The sequence below is a fragment of the Burkholderia sp. MSh2 genome (genome assembly GCF_000731655.1).
Lineage (GTDB): Bacteria > Pseudomonadota > Gammaproteobacteria > Burkholderiales > Burkholderiaceae > Burkholderia > Burkholderia paludis.
Genome location: NZ_JPGM01000014.1, coordinates 40,779 through 61,880, shown reverse-complemented (window position 1 = coordinate 61,880; position 21,102 = coordinate 40,779). Strand labels below are relative to the sequence as shown.

Genomic DNA, 21,102 nt, shown 5'->3' with positions numbered 1-21,102 from the left:
CGTCGACCCGGTATTGGCGGGTCTGCCGCAGTTGCAGTTGTCGGTCTGAATTCATCCATGAGCGCATTCGCGATTCGAAAACATCTACGACATCGCGCAGGGACGTCCACAGCCAAATTGGAGCCGATGACGAGGGTCCCGGGTGCCTTAGTCTTCCGCGAGATCGATCTGCGCGCCGAGCACGCGCATCTTGTCGAGCACCAACGCGAGTTGCTCGTCGGGCAGCACGAGCCGGGCAGCACCAAAGAACAGGATATGCGGGCTGAGTTCGCGCGGCTCCGCGCCGCCCGTGTACTTTCGCCACTGTTGGCCGCCGGCCACGCCGAACAATTCGGCCATCTGCTCGCCGGTACGGCCAAGTTCTACTTTCAGGTGCCGAAGGTCTTCAGCCTTGGGAGGGGTGTATTTCATCGTGTCTGGTGTCGGTTGGAGCGTGAGATCGGAGTGGTACTCCCGTCACTTCCGTCTTCCGGAAGACAGATAGATCTGGTGGCCTCGGAAGAGCCAGGTGTTCAACATCAGTTGCGCTATGCCGAGACTCTTCTGGAGCAGCTTCTCGAACGTGTCCTTCGCCTTGATGCCATACCGAAACACGCGGCTGATTTCACTCCGCACTCGATGCGCCGTGTATCTGGCGCCGCGACTGTCGATCCGCTTCAGCACCGCGAGGATCTCGGGGGTGTCGACTTCAGTTATCGGACGCCGCCGAGCCACGGGAACACATCGCTCTCAAGGCGAGCCAGCGTCTTTTCGTACTGCCCGATCTCGACAACAGTTTTGCGTTCGTTCATCCACCCATGAGCCACAGCCTCAAAGGTCTTGCTGGCTGCTGGACGAGCTGTCCGCTTCGCGATGCGCTTCGCCACGCTTGGATCGACGCCAGCCGCTAGCCTCTTCCATGCATCGTCCCGGCGTTCGCGGGCCGCCGCCAGTACTTGGCACCGTCGGGCTGCATCAGTAAGTACATCCCGCCGCCATCGGTGAGCTTGTAAGGTTTGTCCGCCGGCTTCGCATTCTTCGCCGTTGAATCGGTAGGTGGCATGGCGCATCGACGCCCTTGGATATCAACGAATATACCAACCCTTCGATGAGATGTAACGAGCATCAATGTGACTCAATGGAACAAAAAACCCCGCCAGGACAAGGTTCTGAGCGGGGTTCTGAGATCGCACGAGATACAGCGAGATAATTCTATGGTGCCGGGGACCGGACTCGAACCGGCAAGCCAGTTAAGGCGGCGGATTTTCGTCACACTGCTTCTTTCAAAGCCGGCGTCGTCGAGGCGATGCCGTTCGTGCGCTGGACTATGCCTTCGCCGTCGCGCGCGGGCATCACTGCCACCCGTGCGCCTTAGGCGCCCCCCGTCTAGTCTCTACACCTTCCTCGCGGATGTCGCGAGGCTTGGCTCGGCGTTGCCTCGATGCGCGCATCAGGGGTTTCACCGAATTTGAAGGGTTCTGCACCGGCCGTTTCCGACCGGGCACTCAATCGTTTAAGTCCGCTATGTTTACCAATTTCATCACCCCGGCAAGAGGGCGGACCGCATTCTACCATCGGTCCGGCCCCGTACGACGCCGTCATTCGTCACGAACGATACAGCGTCACGACGCAGGCGCCGCCCAGGCCGATATTGTGCTGCAACGCCACGCGCGCGCCTTCGACCTGTCTCGCCCCCGCATCGCCCCGCAGTTGCCAGACCAGCTCCGCGCACTGGGCCAGTCCGGTCGCGCCGAGCGGATGGCCCTTCGACAGCAGGCCGCCCGACGGATTGGTGACGATCCTGCCGCCGTACGTGTTGTCGCGATCGCGCACGAACCGCTCCGCACCGCCTTCGGGACACAGTCCAAGCGCTTCGTAGCTGATCAGCTCGTTGCTCGTGAAGCAGTCGTGCAGCTCGACGACGTCGAGATCCTCGGGCCCGATCCCGGCCTGCTCGTACACCTGCCGGGCGGCAGCGGCCGTCATGTCGTAGCCGACCATCCGGATCATCGACGTCGGCGCGAAACTGCTCGGGTAATCGGTGGTCATCGCCTGCGCGGCGATGTGCACCCGCCGCGCCAGGCCGTGACGTCTCGCGAATTCATCCGAGCACAGTACCGCGCAGCCGGCGCCGCAGGTCGGCGGGCAGCACTGGAACCGCGTGAGCGGATCGAACACCTCGCTCGACCCCATCACCTGCGCCAGGTCCAATGGCTCGCGAAACAGCGCGTACGGATTGCGCGCGGCATGCTCGCGCGCCTTGACCGAGATCATGCCGAACGTATCCCGCGCGGCACCGTAGCGCTCGATGTACTCGCGCCCGGCGCCCCCGAACATCCGCACGGCCATCGGTGCCTCGATCTCGCCCTGCACGGTGTCGGCGACATCGAGATGCGGTTCGAGCGGCGACGCACGATCGTTGAACCAGGTCGTCAGCGCCCCCTTCGCCATCTGCTCGAACCCGAGCGCCAGCACGCATTCGGCCGCGCCGCTGTCGATCGCCTGGCGCGCCAGCCAGAGCGCGGTCGAACCCGTGGAGCAGTTGTTGTTGACGTTGACGACCGGCACACCGGTCATGCCGACCTCGTAGATCGCCCGCTGCCCGCAGGTGGAATCGCCGTAGACGTACCCGGCGTACACCTGTTCGACCGCGTCGTATGCGATGCCGGCGTCGGCAAGCGCAATGCGCGCGGCTTCCGCGGCCATCTCGTAGTACTGCGGACTCGCGCCCGGCTTCATGAACGGGATCATCCCGACACCGATGACATTGACTCGACGACTCATGCTGGGCTCCTTCGTGGGTTCAGAAGATCTTCATCACGCGTAACTGGACGCTATAGTCGTTCTTGAAGCCGCCTTCGGCCGAGAGCGCCTTGCCGAGCATCCCCGACACCTGCCAGGTCGGGGTCAGCATGTGACTCGCGAACAACCGCAGCTGGTTCGTGCTCGTCTTCTGGCCAGTATAGGCGTCGTCGACATACTCCTTGCCGCCGAAGGTGCCCGCGTAGCCGAACGAAACCGACGTGGCCGGCGTGAACTGATAGCGCAGGTACGTCTGCAGTTCGACGGACGGTCGCACGGAAATGCGTTGTCCGGCGTCGTCATGCCCCGGTTGCGCGGCCACGTCCAGCGCGCCGTCGAAGAACAGGTTGCGGCCGAGCCCCTGGATCACGCCGAGTTGCGGCGTGAACACGACGGTGCCGGCACCCGCGCCGACCCGGCCGAGATCGTATTTCCCGGTCGGCACGGAAAAGTAGGCCGTAAACCCGACCACCGTGCCGTACTGAGGATCCGGACGGTTCACAAGGAATGCGGTCGCGCCGAACGTGAGGTCGCCGAGTCCGTTGTTCGTCGGCACCGGGCTGCCGCCGACCTTGACGTCGGTCAGTTTCGCGAACGGGAGGTACGCCTGAAAGGCCAGCGGCACGCCGCCGATCTGCGTGTAGTGCAGCACCCGCGCAATGCCGACGGTCTGATCGAGGCTCGAATCGGGCACCTTGCCCACGCCGTCCAGCCGGAAGTCGCTGCTCGGCGTATAGCCGAGATAGCCGAGCGCGAGCGTCGTGCCGGGCGGCAGCACCGTATAGTCGCCCGGGTAGATGTCGATCGCCGACGCCGAGGTAGAGAGCGCCAGCAAAACGCCCGCCAGCGCGGCAGGCTGCATCGCCTTCGTCTTCATGTCTCCATCCTTTTTATTCAGTATTCCTATTATTTATGCGCGAAACCGGCGCAGGCCGGATCGCCCGGTACGCCGTCCTACCCGGCCGACACGCCGCCGCGCAGTCTGGCCTTCACGTCCGGCTTCGACACCTTGCCGACCTTCGAGCGCGGCAGGTCGCTCCATACCTCGATCTGCTTGGGCGCCTTGACGCTGCCGATCCGCTCCTTCACGAACGCGGCGAGCGCCGCGGTATCGATCCGCCTGCCGTCGCGCGGCTGCACGACGGCCACCACCCGCTCGCCCCATTTGTCGTCGGGCAGGCCTATGACCGCGCAGTCGCGCACGTCGGCGTGAGCAAGCAGCGCCTGCTCGACTTCGATCGAGTAGACGTTGAATCCGCCGGTGATGATCATGTCCTTCGCGCGATCGACGATGAACAGGAAATTGTCCGCGTCGAGGTAGCCGATGTCGCCCGTGTGGTGCCAGCCGAATGCCGATGCCTCGGCCGTCGCGTCGGGATTCTCGTAGTAGCCTTTCATGACCAGCGAGCCGCGCACGACGATCTCGCCGCGCTCGCCCGTCGGCAGCAGACGCCCCTGCCCGTCCATGATGCCGACCTCGACGAGCGGCGTCGGCCGGCCGGCGGACGACAGTCGCTCGATCGCGATGGAGCCGTCCGGGCGATAGTGATCGGCCGGCGCCAGCGTCGACACCATCATCGGGGCCTCGGTCTGGCCGAACAACTGCGCCATCGGGCCGATCCGCTCGAGCGCCTCGGCAAGACGCTCGACCGAGATCGGCGCGGCGCCGTACCAGAAGCACTGCAGCGAATCGAGGCGGGTCGCGGGCAGGTCCGGGTGGTCGAGCAGCATGTAGATCACCGTCGGCGGCAGGAACGTATGCGTGACGCGTTCCCGTGCGATCGTCGCCAGAAACGCCCCGACGTCGGGATGGCGCATCACGACGATCCTGCCGCCGAGCGTCATCACCGGCAGGCACAGCACGCCGGCCGCATGCGTGAGCGGGGCGAACGCCAGATACACCGGCCGACCGTCGAACGGGTAGCTCATCAGCGTGAGCGCCGTCATCGTCTCCAGGTTCCGTTCCGACAGCATCACGCCCTTGGGTACGCCGGTGGTGCCGCCGGTGCCCGGCAGCATCGCGACGTCGCTCACCGGCTCGCGTTCGTACGGCGTGTCCGGCAAGCCGTCCAGCCAGTCGTCGAGACACGGCGCGAACGGCAGTGTCGCATCCAGGCACACGGCCACGCTCAACGCGGGCAGCCCCGGCAACATCTTCTCGACCATCGCTGCATACGCGCTGTGAAACAGCAGCGCGCGGCACGCGAAGGTCTCGAGCACGAAGCGATTCTCGGCAACTTCATTGCGCGGATTGATCGGGCACCAGACGTTGCCCGCCCGTGCAATGCCGAACACGCACGCGAACGCGACCGGATCGTTGCCCGACAGGATCGCCACCGTGTCGCCGGCGGCCACGCCCGAGCGGGCGAGCCCGCGCGCGACGCGGTAGGTGAGGCGCTGAACCTGCGCGTAGGTCAGCGTCTCGTCGTCGGCGACGAGGCACGGCCGGTCGGCGCCGAGCGACGCGCCCTTGTCGAGATAGCGGGTCAAGCGCATGACGATTCTCCCGGAAAGTGCGACGCGTCAGTCCTGCACGGTCAGCACGGGCTTCATGACGAGGCCGAAGCTGCGCAACTGGCCGAGCAGCGCGTGATGGCCGAACGCCTGGCAGCCGGATGCGAAGCCGACCCGTTTCGGCGGCGTCTGCAGCAGCGAGAACGCGGCATACGCCTGCAGCAGCCCGGTCTGCTTGTAGTTGCAGACGCCGTGGATCACGCAGTGCGCGCGGCCGAGCGGGCCCGACGCATGCACCGAGTCGATCGTCGTGTTCAGGCGCGGGTTCTCGCGCGGCGGCATGCTCGCCTGCAGGCTGTTCGCGATCTCGGCGAGCGCGACTTCCTGTTCGGCCGGCGGCAGCGGGCGGATCTTCTCGTCGAACATCCGCGTCGTCTTCTGCACGCCCTCCATGACCGCGCGCGCCATCACGCCGCCGATCGCGCGGCAGTTCGCCACGCGCGGATCGTCCTTGAACCACACCGGGTGCGCCGTGCCGCCCCACGGCATCGCGATCGCCGTTTCGTGCTGCCCCGGCACCGCCACCTCCGCATGCGCGGTCGGCTCCCATGTGACGTACTTGTTCTGCTCGAGGTAGTACCAGGTCGCTTTCAGGATCGTGAAGATCGTCTGCGTCGACGCATAGGTCGGGAAGCCCTTCCACAACACCAGGATATCGAGCGTGTCGAGTCCCGGCGTCTCCAGGCACAGGTTCGCCGCGATTTCTCCCGTCGTGTACATCTGCGCGACGTTCGGCGCGAGCAGCAATTCCTTCTTCGCGAACGCGTCGCCCCAGCGCTCCTTCGCGAGCAGCACCCAGTCCTGCTCGCCGGTCGTGTCCGAGTAGTGGCAGCCGGCCGCAAGACACGCCTCGACCACCTCCGGCCCGTACTTGATGAACGGCCCGACCATGTTGCTGACGAATTTCGCCCCCTTGAACAGCTCCGTGAGCGCGGCCACCGAATGCTCGACCTCGACGATTTCGTAGTCTGCGGTCTCGATACCGGGAATGCGCTCGACGACTTCCGCGATGCGCTTGCGGTCGCGTCCCGCCGCGATGAACGGGATGTTGTACTCGCGCAGGTATTCGCATACCAGGCGGCCGGTGTACCCCGACACGCCGTAGACGACCACGGGCTTCTTGTCGCTCATGTCTCCTCCTTCATCAAAGAAAAATCCGGTCCCCGTCTCTCGTTACATGCCCATGCCGCCGTCGACCGGCATGCCGGCGCCGGTGATGAAGCGGGCGTCGTCGGAGCACAGGAAGACGATCGCGTCGGCGATCTCGTCGACCGTCGCGAGGCGCCCGAGCGGCGTCTGCGCGACGACGGCGGACACGGCGCCCTGGACGTCGGGCGCCAGCCCGTTGGCGACGATGTCGGTGGCAAGCTTCATCCCCATCTCGGTGGGCGTCAGGCCCGGGTACACGCAATTGACGCGAATGCCGTAGCCGAGCTTGCCGGCTTCCATCGCCGCGACACGCGTCAGGCGATCCACGGCGGACTTGGTGGCCGAATAGCCGGCGATGGCCGGATAGGCGATCGTGGCCGCGACCGACGACACGTTGACGACGACGCCGCCCCGCCCCGCCGCACCGCCCGGGCGCATCGCGCGAAACGCATGCTTCAGGCCGAGGCCGACGCCGACGATGTTGATGTCGCACATGCGGCGCAGGTCGGCCGCCTGCAGGTCCGCGACGAGCGACGTGATCTCGATCCCCGCGTTGTTGATCAGGATGTCGAAGCCGCCCATCTCCCCGACCATCGCGCCGGCGGCGTGCCCCCAATGCTCGTCGTTGCCGACGTCGAGCGCGACGACGCCCGTGCGCACGCCCTTCTGCGCGATGTCGTGCGCGGTCTGGGCGGCGAGATCGGCAAGCACGTCGCCGATCATCACGTCCGCCCCCGCCTGCGCGAGCGCATGCGCCACCGCGGCGCCGATCCCGCGGGCGCCGCCCGTCACCAGTGCCTTGCGTCCTGCCAGCCTGCCGTTCTCCATGTCTCCCTCCACGCTTCAACGTTACGCCGGGCGACGCCCGGAACGGTCGTCGGGCCCGACAACATCTAACCAACTGGAAAGATAAATTTTTACGAATGGTTAGATATTGCTATCCGTGTGTCAAGATTTATTTTTACAACCGTCCGGTTTTTTCTTGACAGTCGTTTCGCTGCTTTGCACAATGCAATGGCCGACCGACGACGGCGCCGCGCAAGCCGCGCGGCATCGTGCGGCGCAACCGCTCGACAGGAGACGACAGCAGGATGACGAAGCAGCACGACCCCGCGCCCACTGCCACGCGACAACGTTCGGCACGCCCGAGGCGCGATCCCGTGGACAAGTACGAAGCGCGTCGCGTCGAACTCGCGGAAGCCGCGCTGAACACACTCGCGGAGCTCGGGTACGCCAAGACCAGCCTGCGCGAAATCGCGCAGAAGTCGGAGTACACGCATGCGGTGCTGCATTACTACTTCGAAGACAAGCTCGACCTGATCCGCTGCAGCATCCGGCAATTCAAGGCACAGTGCGCGACGCGTTACGACGTGGTGACGGCCGCCGCGCAGTCGCAGGAAGCGCTGATGAACGGCTTCCTCGACAAGCTCGCGGAAACGATCCGCGACGAGCCGCAAATGCACAGCCTCTGGTACGACCTGCGCGCACAGGCGCTGTTCGAGGACGCGTTTCGCGACGTGGTGAACGAGATCGACAAGAGCCTCGAGGAAATGGTCTGGCGAGTCGTCATGCGCTATGCCGAACTCGGCGGCCGGCAGCCGTCGATCACGCCGGGCGCCGCCTATGCGCTGCTCGACGGGCTCTTCCAGAAACACCTGCTGCTGCACGTGTCGAACCAGCCCGACGCGATTGCCCGACTGCTCGACGAAGTGCGCACGCTGCTGCCGCGGCTCGTGTAACGCACCCGGCGGCATGCGGGCGGGCCGCGCCTGCCCGCTGCGCCGCCCTCATACTTCCTCCCGCGCCGCACCATCCCCGATACAATCGTTTCCACGTCGTCCGGCGGGCACAACCATCTGACGTTTGTGTCGTGCTTTTCACGAAACAGGCGTCGCGAGCGTCATCGCGCAGTCACAAACGTTTTCGATAATTTTCCGGCCGAAAACGTTTACATCGCGTTACTTCATGACCTCGACCATCAAGGACGTCGCTGCCCTCGCGGGCTTCTCGATCGCCACCGTCTCGCGTGCGATCAACGCGCCGCACACCGTCAGCCCCGCCACGCTGCAGACGATCCGCACCGCGATCGACACGCTGCAGTTCCGGCCGAGCCCGCTCGGCCGGCAACTGCGCGGCGAGCGCACGCGGCTCGTCGGCGTCGTCGTGCCAACGCTGTCGAATCCGGTGTTCGCCGACTGCCTGCAGGGCGTCGACGAACTCGCGACCGCGGCCGGCTTCAAGCTGATCCTGATGACGACCGAATACGATGCGGCACGCGAGCGCCACGCGATCGAGACGCTGCGCGAACAGCGCGTCGAAGGGCTGATCCTCACCGTCGCCGACGCGGACACGCATCCGCTGCTCGACATGCTCGACCACGACGGTCCGCACTATGTGCTGATGCACAACGACACGCGGCGGCGCCCGTCGGTCTCGGTCGACAACCGTCGCGCCGCCTACGACGGCGTCCGGCTGCTGATCGCGCGCGGCCACCGCCGCGTGCTGATGCTGGCCGGCTCGCTCGCCGCGTCGGACCGCGCGCGCCAGCGCCATCTCGGTTATGCGCAGGCCCTCGAGGAAAGCGGCGTCGCGACGCTGCCGCCGGTCGAAGTCGATTTCAACGCGCCCGAGCTGCCCGATGCGGTGCTCGCGCATCTGACAGCGGACGCGACGCGCCCGACCGCCCTCTTCTGCAGCAACGACCTGCTCGCGATGGTCGTGATGCGCGGCCTGCGCCGCGCGGGCTTCTCGATTCCCGACGATCTGTCGGTGCTCGGCTTCGACGGGATCGCGATCGGCGAACTGCTCGCGCCGCCGCTGGCGAGCGTTGCGACGCCGAACCGCGAGATCGGCCGCCATGCGTGGCAGCGTCTCGTCGAATGCATCGGCGGCGCGACCCTCGAGCGCACGTCGCTGATCCTGCCGCATGCGGTGCGCGACGGTGCGACGATCGCACCGCCGGCCGCCGACCTGCACTTGCACAAGGCCTGAACGCGCGCGCTACCCGGCGCGCACCCAACCCACCACCCAGCGCCACACCCTCGCCCGGAGACCCACCGTGTCCTTTCGCCTGACCTCGCTGCTGCGCGCGCTCGCAGCGCCCGTCGCCTGCGCCGCGCTCATCGCGGGCGCGCCCGCCGCCCACGCCGATGAAACGGCGATCTGCTACAACTGCCCGCCCGAATGGGCCGACTGGGCCGCGCAGATCGCCGCGATCAAGCAGAAGACGGGCATCCGCGTACCGTTCGACAACAAGAACTCGGGCCAGTCGATCGCGCAACTGATCGCCGAACAGAAGAGCCCGGTCGCCGACGTCGTCTACCTGGGCGTGTCGTCGGCGTTCCAGGCGAAGGACAAGGGCGTGATCGCGCCGTACAAGCCCGCGCACTGGAACGACATCCCCGCGAACCTGAAGGATCCGCAAGGCTACTGGTTCGCGATCCACTCGGGCACGCTCGGCTTCTTCGTGAACAAGGACGCTCTCGACGGCAAGCCGGTGCCGCGTTCGTGGGCCGACCTGCTGAAGCCCGAATACAAGGGCATGGTCGGTTATCTCGACCCGTCGAGCGCGTTCGTCGGCTATGCGGGCGCGGTCGCCGTGAACCAGGCGCTCGGCGGCAGCCTCGACAACTTCAAGCCGGCGCTCGACTGGTTCCGGAAGCTGAAGGCGAACGCGCCGATCGTGCCGAAGCAGACCGCATATGCGCGCGTGCTGTCGGGCGAGATTCCGATCCTGCTCGACTACGACTTCGACGCGTATCGCGCGAAGTACAAGGACAACGCGAACGTCGAGTTCGTGATTCCGAAGGAAGGCACGATCGCGGTGCCGTACGTGATGAGCCTCGTGAAAGGCGCACCGCACGACGCGAACGGCAAGAAGGTGCTCGATTTCGTGCTGTCGGACGAAGGCCAGAAGCTGTGGGCCAACGCCTACCTGCGCCCGGTGCGCGCGCAGGCGCTCGGCGCCGACATCGCCGCGAAGTTCCTGCCGGCGAGCGAATACGCGCGGGCCAGGTCGGTCGACTTCGGCAAGATGGCGGCCGGCCAGCAGGCGTTCGGCCTGCAGTACCTGCAAGTCATGCAATAAGCGGCGGGTCCCGACCGATGCTCGACCTGACCTTCCCGCTGCGCTGGCGCGTCGCGCTCGTCGCGCCGGCGCTTGCGGTGTTCGCCGCGTTCTGGCTGCTGCCGATGGCGGCGCTCGTGCAGGTGTCCGCCGACGGCGCGTTCTTCTCGCAGTACGCCGCGCTGCTCGGCAACGCGCGCTACATGAGGAGCCTCGGCGGGACCATCGCGCTGTCCGCGGGCGTCACGCTCGCGACGCTCGTGCTGTCGACGATCGCCGGCCTCCTGCTCGCGCGCCGCGAATTCACGGGCAAGCGCGTGCTGCTCGCGTTGCTCACGTTCCCGCTCGCGTTCCCGGGCGTCGTGGTCGGCTTCATGGTGATCATGCTTGCCGGGCGCCAGGGGCTGATCGGCATGCTGTCCGCGAAGCTCACGGGCGACAAGTGGGTATTCGCGTATTCGGTCGCCGGGCTGTTCGTCGGCTACCTGTATTTCTCGATTCCGCGCGTGATCGTCACCGTGATCGCGGCCGCGTCGAAGCTCGACGCGTCGCTCGAGGAAGCCGCGCGTTCGCTCGGCGCGTCGCCGTGGCGCATCTTCGTCGACATCGTGCTGCCCGCGCTCGCGCCCGGCCTGATCGCGGCCGGCGCGATCTGCTTCGCGACCGCGATGGGCGCCTTCGGCACCGCGTTCACGCTCGCCACCGACCTGAACGTGCTGCCGATGACGATCTATACCGAGTTCACGCTGAACGCGAACATCGCGACGGCGGCCGGCCTGTCGATCGTACTCGGCATCGTCACGTGGGCCGTGCTCGCGCTCGCGCGCCGGTTCACGGGCCACACCGCCGCCGCCGCGGCCTGAGGAGTCCTCCATGCAATCGCTTTCCGGTTCGTCCACGCCGTCGCCGGCGCCCGCTCCCGCACAGGCGAACGGCACGGCTCGGCGCGCCCCGCGCGTCACGGGCGCGCGCGCGATCGCCGCCCTCCAGTGGGGCGTCACGCTGCTGCTGTGCGCGTTCCTGATCGTGCCCGTCGTGATGTCGGTACTCGCAGGCCTGACCGTCAACTATTTCCGCGGATTGTCGAGCGGGCTCACGCTGCGCTGGCTCGAACAGGTTTGGGAGCAGTATCACGGCTCGGTCGCGCTGTCGCTCTACGTCGCGTTCGCGACGCTTGCGATCGTGCTGGCGGTCGGCGTGCCCGCCGGCTACGCCCTCGCGCGCAGCAAGAGCCGCGTCGCGCGCGCGATCGAGGAAGCGCTCGTGCTGCCGGTCGCGCTGCCGGGACTCGCGTCGGCGCTCGCGCTGCTCGTCGTCTACGGCGGCTTCACCGCGTTCCGGATGAGCCTGTGGTTCATCGTCGTCGGCCACGTCGTGTTCACGCTGCCGTTCATGGTGCGCGCGGTGGCGGCGGTGGCGGCCGGCGCCGACCTGCGCACGCTCGAGGAAGGCGCGGCGAGCCTCGGCGCGTCGTTCGTCACGCGCTTCGTCACGATCGTGCTGCCGAACCTGCGCCCCGGCATCGTCGCGGGTGCGCTGGCGGTGCTCACGCTGTCGATCGGCGAATTCAACCTCACGTGGATGCTGCACACGCCCGACACCAAGACGCTGCCGGTCGGGCTTGCCGATACGTATGCGTCGCTGCGCCTCGAAGTCGGCAGCGCGTACACGATCCTGTTCCTGCTGATGACGCTGCCGCTCCTCGTCGCGATGCAGTGGCTCGGCGTCGATCCGTCCGGCACGCGCGCGCTCAAGCGCCGCGCACGCTGACTTTCCCGCTCACATGAAACTCGATTCCACTCCCATCACCCTGACCGGCTGCGCGAAGACCTTCCGCGGCACGCGCGTGCTCGAGCCGCTCGACCTGTCGATCGGCGCCGGCGAGACGCTCGTGCTGCTCGGGCCGTCGGGCTGCGGCAAGACCACGACGCTGCGCCTGATCGCGGGGCTCGACACGCCGGACGCCGGCGGCACCATCACGTTCGGCAACGACGACGTCACCGCGCTGCCGATCGAGCGCCGCCAGGTCGGCATGGTGTTCCAGAACTACGCGCTGTTTCCGAACCTGACCGTGCGCGGCAACGTCGGCTACGGGCTGAAGATCCGCAAGACCGCGCCGCGCGCGCTGCGCGAGCGCGTCGACGAACTGCTCGCGATGATGCGGCTCGACGCGCACGCGGACAAGCCGATCGATCAACTGTCGGGCGGCCAGCGCCAGCGCGTCGCGCTGGCGCGCGCGCTCGCGGTGCGGCCGCGCGTGCTGCTGCTCGACGAACCGTTGACCGCGCTCGACGCGAAGCTGCGCGATGCGCTGCGTCGCGAGATGAATGCGCTGCTGCGCGAGCTCGGCGTGACGACCGTCTACGTGACGCACGACCAGGCCGAGGCGATGGAACTCGGCGACCGGATCGTCGTGATGGGCGCCGGCCGCATCGAACAGATCGGCACGCCGCGCGACATCTACTACCGGCCGGCGAACCGCACGGTCGCGCAGTTCATCGGCACGCTGAACCGGCTCGCGGGCCAGTGGCGCGATGGCGCGCTCGTGACGACGGGCGGGGCGATCGCGACACCGCACGCCGCCGACGAATGGTTCTTCCGCCCCGAGGACGCGCAGCTCGCCGATCCCGCGCATGCGCCGCTGCGCGGCACGGTCGGCGCGTGCGCGTTCCTCGGCGAGCGCACGCGGCTCACGATCGAGCATGCGGCGCCCGACGCGCTCGTGATCGACGTCCCCGGCCGCATCGCGCTTGCGCGCGGCACGGCGGTCGGCATGACGATCGCACCGGAAGGCCTGATCGCGCTCGGCGCGTAATCCGTCATTCGTGCATCATTCATGCACCACCCTGTCGCGGCGCACGACGCCGCCCCCACGATAACCAGACAATTCCGGAAAACGACGATGCTGCTTGCTCAAATCAGCGATCTCCACATCAAGCGTCCGGGTCAGCTCGCGTACCGGCGCGTCGACACGGCGGCCGCGCTCGCGCGCTGCATCGCGAAACTGAACGCGCTCGTGCCGCGTCCCGATGCGGTGCTCGTCACCGGCGACCTGACCGACTTCGGCCACGACGAGGAGTACGGCAACCTGCGCGGGCTGCTCGCGGCGCTCGAGATTCCGTACTACCTGATGATCGGCAACCACGACGACCGCGCCGGGCTGCGCCGCGCGTTCGCCGAGCGCGCCGAACTGCACGACGGCGAATTCGTGCAGTACGCGCTCGATCTCGGCGCGGTGCGCGTGCTCGCGCTCGATTCGCAGGTGCCCGGCGCCAGCCACGGCGACCTGTGCGACACGCGGCTCGCATGGCTCGCCGCGCAGCTCGACGCCGCGCGCGACCGGCCGGTGATCGTCGCGCTGCATCATCCGCCGTTCGTCTCGGGAATCGGCCACATGGATGCACTGCGCCTCGCCCCCGCCGCCGCCGCGAAACTCGACGCGCTGCTGCGCGGCCATCCGAACGTCGAGCGCGTGCTGTGCGGCCACGTGCACCGCACGATGTTCACGCGGTTCGGCGGCACGCTCGCGGCGGCGGTGCCGTCGCCCGCGCATCAGGTCGCATTCGACCTGCGGGCCGACGCGCCGTCCGCGTTCCGGCTCGAACCGCCGGCATTCGCGGTGCATCGCTATGCGCCGGATACCGGCATGACGTCGCACCATGTGTATGTGGATGAAGGCGCCGGCCCCTATCCGTTCTACGAACCGACCGGCGAACTGGTCGACTGAGAAGGCGACGCGCGCGACGACGGGCGACGGCCGGCCGGTTGCGCCGGTTCGCCGCCCGCCCCGGCACGATTCACGGCGCTCCGGTATGATCGGCAGCCTCGACCGGCGCCCGGCCCGCCCGCGTGCCCGCGCCTGCCCACTCCGCCTCGTGCCGCCATGTCCAGCGCCTCCACCGACCATCCGTCCGACGACGCCTCGCCCCACTACTCGCGCAGCCTGCTGTTGCTGCTCGCGACGATCGCGGGCGTATCCGTCGCGAACATCTACTACAACCAGCCGCTGCTCGACAGCTTCCGTTCGAGCTTTTCCGGCGGCGCTGCGTGGATCGGCGTCGTGCCGACCGCGACGCAGCTCGGCTATGCGGCCGGCATGTTCCTGCTCGCGCCGCTCGGCGATCGCTTCGACCGCCGCCGGCTGATCCTGATGCAGATCGCCGGCCTGTCGGTCGCGCTGATCGTGGCCGCCAGCGCGCCGTCGCTGGCCGTGCTCGCCGCCGCGAGCCTGGCGATCGGCGTGCTCGCGACCATCGCGCAACAGGCCGTGCCGTTTGCCGCCGAGATCGCGCCGCCGGCCGAGCGCGGGCAGGCGGTCGGCACGGTGATGAGCGGCCTGCTGCTCGGCATCCTGCTGGCCCGCACGGCCGCCGGCTTCATCGCCGAATACTTCGGCTGGCGGGCGGTATTCGCCGCCTCGGTCGTGGCGCTCGTCGCGCTCGCCGCCGTGATCGTGGCGCGGCTGCCGCGCAGCTCGCCCACCTCGACCCTGCCGTACGGCAAGCTGCTCGGCTCGATGTGGCACCTGGCGGCCGAACTGCGCGGGCTGCGCGAAGCGTCGTTGACGGGCGCGTTGCTGTTCGCGGCGTTCAGCGCATTCTGGCCCGTGCTCACGCTGCTGCTCGCCGGCGCGCCGTTCCATCTGGGCCCGCAAGCGGCCGGCCTGTTCGGGATCGTCGGTGCGGCAGGCGCACTCGCCGCGCCGTATGCAGGCCGTTTCGCGGACCAGCGCGGCCCGCGCGCGATCATCTCGCTCGCGATCGCGCTGCTCGCGCTGTCGTTCGTCATCTTCGCGCTGTCGGGTGCGAGCCTCGTCGGGCTCGTGATCGGCGTGGTCGTGCTGGACGTCGGCGTGCAGGCCGCGCAGATCTCGAACCAGTCGCGCATTTATGCGCTGAAGCCCGAGGCGCGCAGCCGCGTCAACACGGTGTACATGGTGTGCTATTTCATCGGCGGCGCGATCGGCTCGTCGGCCGGCGTCGCCGCGTGGCACGCGTTCGGCTGGATCGGCATGTGCGCGACCGGGCTGGCGCTCACGCTGTGCGCGGGCGTGTTCCACCATCGCAACGGCCGGCGCGGCTGACCGCGGCCGGCCGCGGCCGCGGCTGCGTCACGCGTCGGCGCGGGGCGCCGCCGCTTGGTCGACCGGCGGCGCGGCGAACGCCGGCGCCGGATCCATGACCGCCGCCGGGTCGACCACCGCGGCCGGTGCCGGCACGGCAAGCGGCACGGCGGAAGGCGCCAGGATAGGCGCCGCATCGGGTACCGCGATCGGCTCGGAAGCGGACGCGGCGTCCGCCGCCGGCGCCGTCGCGGTAGCCACGGCAGGCCCAGCGGCCGCTGCCGCGCGCGCCGCCGGCCGGCGCGCCGGATCGAACACGAACGACAGCCCGACGCTGCCGAGGATCGCGACGGTCGCGACCACGGTGGACGTCGTCACCGGCTCGCCGAGCAGCAGCGCGCCGAGCGCGACCGCGACGATCGGGTTCACGTACATGCAGCTGCTGGCGATGATCGGGCTCGTGTGGCGGATCAGATAGCCGTACGCGACGTACGCGGCCATCGTGCAGAACACCATCAGGTACACGAACGCGAACACCGGCCCCACCATCACGTGTTCGATCCGTTCGCCGATCAGCCAGGCGACGAGCGTCGAGATCAGGCCGCCGAGGCCGATCTGCAGCGACGTGGAGAGAAACAGGTCGGACGGCAGCTTGAGCCGCGTCGCGAGATGGGCGCCGCCGGCCCAGAACAGTGCGCCGGCCAGCACGCAGATCGTGCCGAGCGCCGAGTTCTGCGCGGCCGCGCCGCCCGAATTCAGGATGACGATGCCGACCATCCCGAGCGCGACGGCCGCCCACTCGCCTTTCGTGACCGGCCGCCCGGCGACCGCCGCGATCACGGTCGCGAACAGCGGCACCGTGGCGACCATCACCGCGGCCGAGCCGCTGCTGACCGAGCTGATCCCGAGCGCGATCGTGCCGGACGACAGCGCGACGAGCATCGTGCCGACGATCCCCGCATTGCGGATTTCGAGCAGCGTCGGCCATTCGGGCTTGCGCCGCAGCGCGAAGACGAACAGGCCGATCCCGCCGAGCAGGTTGCGCAGCCCCGACAGCAGCAGCGGCGGGAACGACTGCAGCGCGAAATGCAGGCCGCTGTAGGTCGAACCCCAGACGAAATAGATGAACACGAGCGCCAGCGCGACGCGGCCGCCGCGGCTTTGCGGCAGGCGGATGCGGAACGAAAGGCGGGAAAGGAAATCGAGGAGGCGGTCGAGCGGCGTCATCGTTCAGCCTGCCCGCACGGCGTGCCGCGTGCCCTGTTGAAAGACGCCGGGAAACCCGGCAGACGACCCGGATCGGGTCGGAACGGCGAGAGCGAACGTGCGGAACGACATGACAGTGCGAACGGCGACGATGTGAACCGGCAGGGCCGGCGGCAGACGGACATGAAAACGTGCGCACCCGGAACGGCTGCGCACGTGTCGGCATTATGGCATCACGGATTCGAAAGCATCCCCGGACCTGACTGAAAGGTGTCCGACTGACGTTTCGGCGCGACAGTTTCATGCCGGCGGCCGCACGACTTCGTCCGGAATCCGGACCGTCCGGGCCGCCCCCCGCCCGGACGGAACGACGGCAATCGAACATGCCATTCGAAAGCAGATTGGGACACGTCCGAAAGGTGGTGCACTGATGTTTTATCGAAACGCTGAATATTTGACCGGATTGGTGCATTTCCCCTAATGTCGCCAGTCCCGTTGCCGTATACCCGGCCATCAACCCTGCCCGCGTCATGGATTTTTATCTGAAGAATGCGTCGATGCGGACCGGGACATGACAGGTTTTTTCTTACATGGGTAGCGGGGCATGAACAAGCTGACTGGCAGCATCAAGTTCAAGATCGTGGTTGCGTTCGCCGCATGCGTGATCGTGATGATCGCAATCGGTACGGAAGGAATACGGGGGCTCGCGACGCTGAGCGGCGACATGAGTTCGATGTACACCGACAGCACGGTGCCGATCGAGGATCTGGCGAGCACGCAGGCGGGTGCGCTGCAGATGCGCCTCAACCTGGAGCGGCTCGCCGCGACGCATGACGCGACCGAAGCGAAGGCCGTCGTCGACCGCATCCGCGAGCGCGAGAAGAAGATGCTGTCCGCGTGGAACGACTACTACCCCGCGAAGGTGACGGCCGACGACGAGCGCAAGGTCGCGGACCGCATCGCCAGCCAGCTCGGCGATTTCCGCTCGCTCGCGTCGACCGCGCTCGGCGCGGCGGAATCGGGCAACGCCGATGCGACGACCGCGGCGCTGGACAAGGTCCGCCCGCTCGGCAGCACGCTCACCGACAGCATCGACGAGGACATCGCGATCAACGCGAAGCAGGTCAAGGATTCCGCCGACCAGGGCAGCGACACGTTCCACATGCTGCTGTGGGCGTCGCTCGGCACGCTCGCGATCGGCGTGGTCGTCGCGACCGCCGCATGGTGGTATCTGCAGCGCGCGATCACGCAGCCGCTCGGCATCGCGATGAACACCGCACAGCGCATCGCCGACGGCCACCTCGAGAACTCGATCGAGATCCGCTCGAACGACGAGTTCGGCCACCTGCTGGACGCGCTGCGCCAGATGGATACGCAGCTCGCGCGCGTCGTGCGCGGGATCAAGACGTCGAGCGACTCGATCCTGACCGCGTCCGGCGAAATTGCCGCGGGCAACATGGACCTGTCGTCGCGCACCGAGGAGCAGGCCGCGTCGCTCGAGGAAACCGCCGCGAGCATGGAAGAGCTGACCGCGACGGTCAAGCAGAACTCGGAGAATGCACGCCAGGCGACGACGCTCGCCACCAACGCGTCGGACGTCGCCGACTCCGGCAGCGAAGTCGTCGAGCGGATGCTGTCGACGATGCACGACATCACCGCGAGCTCGACGAAGATCGCCGACATCACCGGCCTCATCGAGAGCATCGCGTTCCAGACCAACATCCTCGCGCTGAACGCCGCGGTCGAAGCCGCGCGCGCCGGCGAACAGGGGCGCGGCTTCGCGGTCGTCGCGGGCGAGGTGCGCAGTCTCGCGCAGCGCGCGTCGAGCGCCGCGAAGGAAATCAAGGAACTGATCCAGCAGTCGGTCGAAACCGTGCGCGACGGCTCCGACCAGGCCGAGGCGGTCGGCCGCACGATGGGCGACGTACGCCAGGCGATCCGCCGGGTCGCCGACATCAACGCCGAGATCTCGGCCGCGTCCGACGAACAGAGCCGCGGCATCGAGCAGGTCAACGTCGCGGTCGGCCAGATGGACGAAGTCACGCAGCAGAACGCGGCGCTCGTCGAACAGGCGTCGGCGGCCGCGCAATCGCTCGAACAGCAGGCCGCCGAACAGAAGCGCGCGGTCGCGGTATTCAAGCTTGCCGGCGATCAAGGCACGGCAGCGGCAGCGGCGGCAGCCGCGCCCGCGCACGGCGCACCGAAGGTCGTGCGCCGCCCGGCCCCGGCCCGCGTCGCCGCGCCGCGCGCGACGGCGCCGGCGCCGGCGCCGGCAACCACGCTCGCGACTGCGGGCGCGGCGGGCCGCGACGACTGGGAAACGTTCTGATCGCACGCAGGCGGCCCGCGTGCGGGCCGCCTACGACCCGCCGAACCAGTTGTATCCCTGGTCGACCCAATACCCGCCCGGATACGTGTCGGTAACGAACATCTCCATGATGTGCTTCGGGTTCTTGTAGCCGAGCTTGGTCGGCATCCGCAGCTTCATCGGAAAGCCGAACTCCGCCGGCAACCGCCGCCCGTCGTATTCGAACGCCAGCAGCGTCTGCGGATGCAGCGCGGTCGGCATGTCGATGCTTTCGTAATAGTCGTCCGCGCATTTGAAACCGACGTATTTCGCGCTCGTGTCCGCGCCGACGCGCCGCAGAAACGCGCCGAACGGCGTGCCGCCCCAGCGCCCGATCGCGCTCCACCCTTCCACGCAGATATGTCGCGTGATCTGCTCCGCGTGCGGCAGCGCATACAGCTCGTCGAGCGCCCACACGCGCTTGCCGGTCACGCGGCCCGACAGCACGAGGCGATAGGTCGACGCGTCGACGTGCGGCACGTCGTCGATCCCGTAGTACGCGTTGAACGGGAACGGCCGCGTGAGGTCGGCTTCGGTGTAGGTCGGCGCGAGCCGTTCGCCGCTGAACAGCCAGGCCTGCACGCGATCGTTCATGCGCGACACCGTCGCGAGGAACGTCTCGACCGACGCATCGTCCTCCAACGTGCAGCCGGTCAGCATCGTCAGCCCGCCGAGCGTCAGGAGGCGCCGGTTGAACAGCCGCCGCGACGGCATCGCCAGCTCGCGGCGCAGGTCGAGTTCGAGCGATGTCCGGTCGAGCGTCCAGCGCGAGCCGTCGCGCGTGTTTTCGGATTCCGACATGATGCGTTCCTTCACCCGGGGTTGACCGGTCAGCGCCCGCGCAGCATCGCGAGCAGCGAGCGCGGCACCCGCAGCGCCATCGCGACGTGCACGACGAAGAACGCGACGAGCAGCGACATCGCCCAGAAATGCACGACCCGCGCGTTGTCGTAGCCGCCGAACAGTTCGCGCAGCAGCGGGAATTGCACGGACTTCCAGATCGTGAGCCCCGACAGCACCAGCACGACGAGATCGACGATGGCGGTCAGGTACGCGGCGCGCTGCACCGCGTTGTAGACGCCCGGATCGTCGTGCGACAGCCGCCCGCCGAGCGCGGCGCGCAGGTCGCGCCACACCGAGGCCGGCGTGACGGGCAGCATCTTGCGCGCGAAGCGGCCCGTCGCGATCGACATCGCGAGATAGAAGACCCCGTTGCCGACCAGCAGCCACATCGCCGCGAAATGCCATTGCAGCGCGCCGCCAAGCCAGCCGCCGAGCGTGAGGCCGGGAGGAAACGCAAACGGCGGATAGAGCGGCGACGCATCGTAGATGCGCCAGCCGGACAGCGCCATCAGGATCGCCGCGAGCGCGTTCAGCCAGTGGCTCGCGCGCACCCACGGCGGATGGATCGGGCGCGCGGGCGGCGTGGCGGCCGCGCGCCCGCCAGCGGGTACGGGTTGCATGATCGAGACTCCCGGAATGCGTCGCCGGGACGCCGTGCGGGCGGCCGCCGTGCGACGCACGCGCCGGCCGCGCCGCGTCCGCCCTCGTCAGTTCGACGGCGCCATCTTGTCGCCCGACGCCTTGCCCATCGCGTCGTGCGCCATCGCGTCCTTCTTCATCGCGTGCTTCTTCATGCCGCCCTTCTTCATCGCGTCATGGCCCATCGCATCCTTCGACATCGCGTCCTTCGACATCGACGAACCTTGCTGCGACATCGCGTCGTTCTGCGCATACGCGCCGGTGGCGATCGAGGCGAAAGCGGCGACGCAGGCGGCGATCAGTACTTTTTTCATCACATCTCTCCCGAACATGGGTTTAAGGAGCCGAATAGACGGACGACGCCACCGGAAATGACAGCCGCCGCGAAAAGTTTTTTCCGGACCGCGCGAAGGCGCGCCATGCTGCGCCGCTTCCGCACCGCCGGCCGAACCGCGGGCCGTGCGGCAGCGATGCGCGCCGGCGTTTCGACGGGCC

General features: G+C 67.9%; 19 protein-coding genes and 1 pseudogene. 9 read left to right on the top strand and 11 right to left on the bottom strand.

Annotated elements, in window-relative coordinates; all coding sequences use genetic code 11:
- Positions 1-147 precede the first annotated feature (147 nt).
- The 7 genes and pseudogenes from GQ57_RS10820 to GQ57_RS10790 form a co-directional block, all read right to left on the bottom strand.
- A complete protein-coding gene (locus GQ57_RS10820) occupies positions 148-411 on the bottom strand; it encodes a hypothetical protein (protein WP_031401882.1) in 264 nt (87 codons plus the stop codon).
- A 162-nt stretch (positions 412-573) separates the two neighbouring features.
- Positions 574-1,042 (bottom strand): annotated as a pseudogene (locus GQ57_RS10815) (tyrosine-type recombinase/integrase); the annotation flags it as partial.
- 542 nt (positions 1,043-1,584) lie between these two features.
- On the bottom strand, positions 1,585-2,763 hold the full coding sequence (locus GQ57_RS10810; RefSeq protein WP_034197864.1) for a lipid-transfer protein: 1,179 nt from the start codon (positions 2,761-2,763) through the stop codon (positions 1,585-1,587).
- Between the two features lie 19 nt (positions 2,764-2,782).
- Complete coding sequence (locus tag GQ57_RS10805) at positions 2,783-3,658, bottom strand: transporter (RefSeq protein WP_031401880.1); 876 nt, start codon at positions 3,656-3,658, stop codon at positions 2,783-2,785.
- A 77-nt stretch (positions 3,659-3,735) separates the two neighbouring features.
- On the bottom strand, positions 3,736-5,277 hold the full coding sequence (locus tag GQ57_RS10800; RefSeq protein ID WP_031401879.1) for an AMP-binding protein: 1,542 nt from the start codon (positions 5,275-5,277) through the stop codon (positions 3,736-3,738).
- A 27-nt stretch (positions 5,278-5,304) separates the two neighbouring features.
- Positions 5,305-6,426: a DUF5938 domain-containing protein gene (locus tag GQ57_RS10795; RefSeq protein WP_031401878.1), complete on the bottom strand. Its 1,122-nt coding sequence runs from the start codon at positions 6,424-6,426 to the stop codon at positions 5,305-5,307.
- A gap of 42 nt (positions 6,427-6,468) precedes the next feature.
- Entirely contained in the window at positions 6,469-7,272 is an 804-nt protein-coding gene (locus GQ57_RS10790) for an SDR family NAD(P)-dependent oxidoreductase (RefSeq protein WP_031401877.1), read from the bottom strand.
- Positions 7,273-7,604: 332 nt separating this feature from the next.
- Here GQ57_RS10790 and GQ57_RS10785 point away from each other — a divergent pair, with 332 nt between their 5' ends.
- The 8 genes from GQ57_RS10785 (at position 7,605) to GQ57_RS10750 (ending at position 15,593) form a co-directional block, all read left to right on the top strand.
- Positions 7,605-8,183, top strand: coding sequence for a TetR/AcrR family transcriptional regulator (locus tag GQ57_RS10785; RefSeq protein WP_034197863.1), 579 nt, complete (start codon positions 7,605-7,607; stop codon positions 8,181-8,183).
- A 226-nt stretch (positions 8,184-8,409) separates the two neighbouring features.
- Positions 8,410-9,435, top strand: coding sequence for a LacI family DNA-binding transcriptional regulator (locus tag GQ57_RS10780; RefSeq protein ID WP_031401875.1), 1,026 nt, complete (start codon positions 8,410-8,412; stop codon positions 9,433-9,435).
- A 67-nt stretch (positions 9,436-9,502) separates the two neighbouring features.
- Positions 9,503-10,531, top strand: coding sequence for an ABC transporter substrate-binding protein (locus GQ57_RS10775; protein ID WP_034197862.1), 1,029 nt, complete (start codon positions 9,503-9,505; stop codon positions 10,529-10,531).
- A 17-nt stretch (positions 10,532-10,548) separates the two neighbouring features.
- On the top strand, positions 10,549-11,373 hold the full coding sequence (locus GQ57_RS10770; protein ID WP_031401873.1) for an ABC transporter permease: 825 nt from the start codon (positions 10,549-10,551) through the stop codon (positions 11,371-11,373).
- A gap of 10 nt (positions 11,374-11,383) precedes the next feature.
- A complete protein-coding gene (locus tag GQ57_RS10765) occupies positions 11,384-12,280 on the top strand; it encodes an ABC transporter permease (protein WP_034197861.1) in 897 nt (298 codons plus the stop codon).
- A 13-nt stretch (positions 12,281-12,293) separates the two neighbouring features.
- Complete coding sequence (locus GQ57_RS10760) at positions 12,294-13,325, top strand: ABC transporter ATP-binding protein (protein ID WP_034197860.1); 1,032 nt, start codon at positions 12,294-12,296, stop codon at positions 13,323-13,325.
- A gap of 87 nt (positions 13,326-13,412) precedes the next feature.
- Positions 13,413-14,237, top strand: a complete 825-nt coding sequence (locus tag GQ57_RS10755; RefSeq protein WP_034197859.1) for a phosphodiesterase — start codon at positions 13,413-13,415, stop codon at positions 14,235-14,237.
- A gap of 156 nt (positions 14,238-14,393) precedes the next feature.
- Positions 14,394-15,593 carry an MFS transporter gene (locus GQ57_RS10750; RefSeq protein WP_031401869.1) on the top strand — a complete coding sequence of 400 codons (1,200 nt, stop codon included), beginning with the start codon at positions 14,394-14,396 and terminating at the stop codon, positions 15,591-15,593.
- Positions 15,594-15,620: 27 nt separating this feature from the next.
- On the opposite strand, the gene GQ57_RS10745 is transcribed toward GQ57_RS10750, so the two are convergent.
- Complete coding sequence (locus GQ57_RS10745; RefSeq protein ID WP_034197858.1) at positions 15,621-16,799, bottom strand: EamA family transporter; 1,179 nt, start codon at positions 16,797-16,799, stop codon at positions 15,621-15,623.
- Between the two features lie 583 nt (positions 16,800-17,382).
- Between GQ57_RS10745 and GQ57_RS10740 the strand changes: the two genes are divergently transcribed.
- Complete coding sequence (locus GQ57_RS10740) at positions 17,383-19,107, top strand: methyl-accepting chemotaxis protein (RefSeq protein WP_034197857.1); 1,725 nt, start codon at positions 17,383-17,385, stop codon at positions 19,105-19,107.
- A 30-nt stretch (positions 19,108-19,137) separates the two neighbouring features.
- Here the strand turns inward: GQ57_RS10740 and GQ57_RS10735 are convergent, their stop codons facing one another.
- The 3 genes from GQ57_RS10735 to GQ57_RS10725 all read right to left on the bottom strand — a co-directional run bounded on the left by GQ57_RS10735 (position 19,138) and on the right by GQ57_RS10725 (position 20,921).
- Positions 19,138-19,926, bottom strand: a complete 789-nt coding sequence (locus GQ57_RS10735; protein ID WP_034197910.1) for a molybdopterin-dependent oxidoreductase — start codon at positions 19,924-19,926, stop codon at positions 19,138-19,140.
- 29 nt (positions 19,927-19,955) lie between these two features.
- The gene (locus GQ57_RS10730) at positions 19,956-20,588 is read right to left on the bottom strand and encodes a cytochrome b/b6 domain-containing protein (RefSeq protein WP_034197856.1); all 633 of its coding nucleotides are present in this window, start codon (positions 20,586-20,588) and stop codon (positions 19,956-19,958) included.
- 87 nt (positions 20,589-20,675) lie between these two features.
- On the bottom strand, positions 20,676-20,921 hold the full coding sequence (locus GQ57_RS10725; RefSeq protein ID WP_031401864.1) for a pentapeptide MXKDX repeat protein: 246 nt from the start codon (positions 20,919-20,921) through the stop codon (positions 20,676-20,678).
- Positions 20,922-21,102: the final 181 nt, after the last annotated feature.